4 protein-coding genes are annotated in these 2999 nt (G+C 50.5%); 1 reads left to right on the plus strand and 3 read right to left on the minus strand.

The annotated features are described in order from the left end of the window. A partial coding sequence (locus B2Z72_RS04570) for an acetyltransferase (protein ID WP_297004265.1) occupies positions 1-624 on the plus strand: 624 nt, incomplete at its 5' end. Positions 625-754: 130 nt separating this feature from the next. Here B2Z72_RS04570 and B2Z72_RS04575 read toward each other — a convergent pair. The 3 genes from B2Z72_RS04575 to aspS form a co-directional block, all read right to left on the minus strand. Continuing rightward, positions 755-1468 (minus strand): hypothetical protein, encoded by a 714-nt coding sequence (locus B2Z72_RS04575; RefSeq protein ID WP_296984538.1) that lies wholly within the window; start codon positions 1466-1468, stop codon positions 755-757. Between the two features lie 5 nt (positions 1469-1473). Beyond that, positions 1474-1815 carry a hypothetical protein gene (locus B2Z72_RS04580; protein WP_296984539.1) on the minus strand — a complete coding sequence of 114 codons (342 nt, stop codon included), beginning with the start codon at positions 1813-1815 and terminating at the stop codon, positions 1474-1476. A gap of 79 nt (positions 1816-1894) precedes the next feature. After that, positions 1895-2999, minus strand: a 1105-nt coding sequence (aspS, locus tag B2Z72_RS04585; protein ID WP_297004268.1) for an aspartate--tRNA ligase, incomplete at its 5' end; no start/stop codon positions are given.

The raw sequence follows: 2999 nt of genomic DNA on the forward strand, positions 1-2999 counted from the left end.
AACCACCAGAGCTGGGTGGATATTTTTGTGCTGTATAAGCTGTATCACCGCAAAGTGCCGCTGCTGAAGTTCTTCATCAAAAAAGAACTGTCTTACATTCCTATTGTGGGTCAGGCCTGGTGGGCGCTGGATTTTCCGTTTATGCGCCGCTATTCGAAAGAATTTCTCGCTAAACATCCGGAAAAAGCCGGTGATGATATGAAAGAAACGCAAAAAGCCTGTGAAAAATTCTCGCGCGTACCGACTGCGGTGATGAATTTTCTCGAAGGCACGCGTTTTACCCAGGCAAAACACGATCAGCAGCAGTCACCTTTTGCTTATCTGCTGAAACCGAAAGCCGGTGGTCTGGCCTTCGCCATTCAGGCATTGGGCGATAAATTCAGCGCTCTGACTAACGTTACCATTTACTACCCGGATGGCATTCCAACCTTCTGGGACATGATGTGTGGCGCTTTTAAGCGCTGCGTTGTGCGGGTACAGGAGCAGGCCATTCCTGCTGAATTTGCCCACGGTGATTACCAGAACGATCCGCAGCTGAAAAAAGCTGTACAGGATTGGGTGACTGAGATCTGGGAAAACAAAGACCAACAAATGGCTGAGCTGGATAAGCAATACCACAGCTGAGTTCCTCAGCTTTCTTCTGCAAGCGGCCCTTTACAACCCGCTTTTCAGACTTTTATAACCGGGCGCTGCCTGCAGCGTCCGGAAATTAATGCCTCTCCTTTTACCTCATGGCTTTGGTTTCAGGGTGAAATCAGTTATTCGCCGTTAACAGATCCTTCATTCCCTGCAACCAGCTCAGCTTCTGATCTTTACGATATGGGCTGGCGAACCGGTACCAGGGATATTCCAGCGCCAGTCCCTGACAACGCCGTACCTGTTGCAGGCACAACTGCGCATGATTTTTCAGCACCGCATTCGAGCCCCATGCAACAAGACGAACACCCGCCTTCAACAGCTTCTGCATTTCACGTTTTCTTAGTGGGTGCAGCAGCGAGTCAGGATGAGTGCCATCCAGCTCACCGACCAGGCGGAATAATTGCGCAAAGGACTGACTGTTGGCGTCACACAGATCCGATAGATTAATCAGCCGCAGATGACGCCAACCCATTTCCCGCATCAGCCGCATTAACTGATATTGGGTATTATCCGGATTCAGCTTTTGCAGCCTGGTTTGTTGTAACCTGTTTTGTTGTAGCCTGGTTTGTTGTAACGAGAGCAAACCAGCATGCTCAGTTTCGGGGAAATCAGCGCCGGTTAACGGCTCAGCAAGACGGGCACTGCCCGGATTCATCAGAATGGCGACGGCATCCGGCGTGGACAGATCATCGCCCTTTTCTGCCGTAACCCGATAAATTTCTGCCCGGCGGCGACAGAGGAACGTTTGCTGTTGAATACGCAGACGGTAGAACTCGCCTACTACGGCAAAGTCCTGTTTCAGGGTTTCTGCGTATTCAAAATCCATCATAAATATCAGTCGCGGAAATAGTCAGCGATCCACTGATACAGAGTATCACTGCTGAAGTCGCTGGTCTGAATCGCCTGATAATCGTCGCCCGGGTCCTGATCGGTAAAGGTGTACTGGTACTGAATAATGCCCGCATGTTCATCATGCAGTACGATCAGAATGCGTTTTTTGCTGCGCAGGCAATCGACACTCATAACATCCGCCGGAATACCCATTTTGCGCATGCCCTGCATCACACCGATGACCGGGTTAATGTCGGCAAAATCCTGCTGAATACGGGCGTGAGCATCGCTGGCAATTTCCGTCAGTGATAACAGTGCCGGATTAGCGTTGGTCAGTTGAGTCATAACAGCATGTTCTCCTTATTTTTCGCATAAAAAACGGGAGCCAGAGCTCCCGTTCTTTCAGCATGATAAAACCAGCAGCTTATTCAGCTTTAGGTTTTTCACGCAGCTTGATGTGCAGATCACGCAGCTGTGCGGTACTTACCACACCCGGTGCCTGAGTCATCACACAGGCTGCCGACTGAGTTTTCGGGAAGGCAATCACTTCACGAATAGAGTTAGCGCCAGTCATCAGCATGATCAGACGATCCAGACCGAATGCCAGACCACCGTGTGGTGGCGCACCGAATTTCAGTGCATCCAGCAGGAAGCCGAATTTTTCACGCTGTTCTTCTTCAGAAATACCCAGCACTTCGAATACAGTTTCCTGCATAGACTGATCGTGAATACGGATAGAACCGCCACCCAGTTCCACACCGTTCAGTACCATGTCATAGGCACGTGACAGAGCTTCCAGCGGGTTGGCTTTCAGTTCTTCCGGTGAGCAGCTTGGTGCTGTGAACGGATGGTGCAGAGCAGAAATGGAACCGTCGTCGTTCTCTTCGAACATCGGGAAATCAACAACCCACAGAGCAGCCCATTCGCTGGTGTACATGTTCAGGTCTTCAGCGACTTTGCAACGCAGTGCGCCCAGTGCTTCACAAACCACTTTGGTTTTGTCTGCGCCGAAGAACACGATGTCGCCGTTTTTCGCGTCGAGTTTTTCCATGATCTTCATGGTGTTGTCGTCGCCGATAAACTTGATGATCGGAGACTGCAGACCTTCAACGCCTTTTTCCAGTTCGTTGACTTTGATCCATGCCAGACCTTTGGCGCCGTAGATCCCAACAAACTTGGTGTATTCGTCGATCTGTTTACGTGACAGCTCAGCGCCGCCCGGTACTTTCAGTGCAGCAACGCGGCACTTAGGATCTTTTGCCGGAGCAGCAAATACTTTGAAATCGATATCCTGCAGGAATTCTTCAACGTCGACGATTTCCATCGGGATACGCATATCCGGCTTATCAGAACCGTATTTGCTCATGGCTTCAGAGAACGGCATGCGCGGGAAGTCACCAAGGTCCACGCCCAGTTCTTTCTGGAAGATGCCTTTGATCATGTCTTGAGTCAGACCCATGATCTGTTCTTCGTCGATGAAAGAGGCCTCGATATCAATCTGAGTAAACTCAGGCTGACGGTCGGCACGC

The sequence above is a fragment of the Thalassolituus sp. UBA6592 genome, from assembly GCF_002433655.1.
Taxonomy (GTDB): Bacteria; Pseudomonadota; Gammaproteobacteria; order Pseudomonadales; family Oceanobacteraceae; genus Venatoribacter.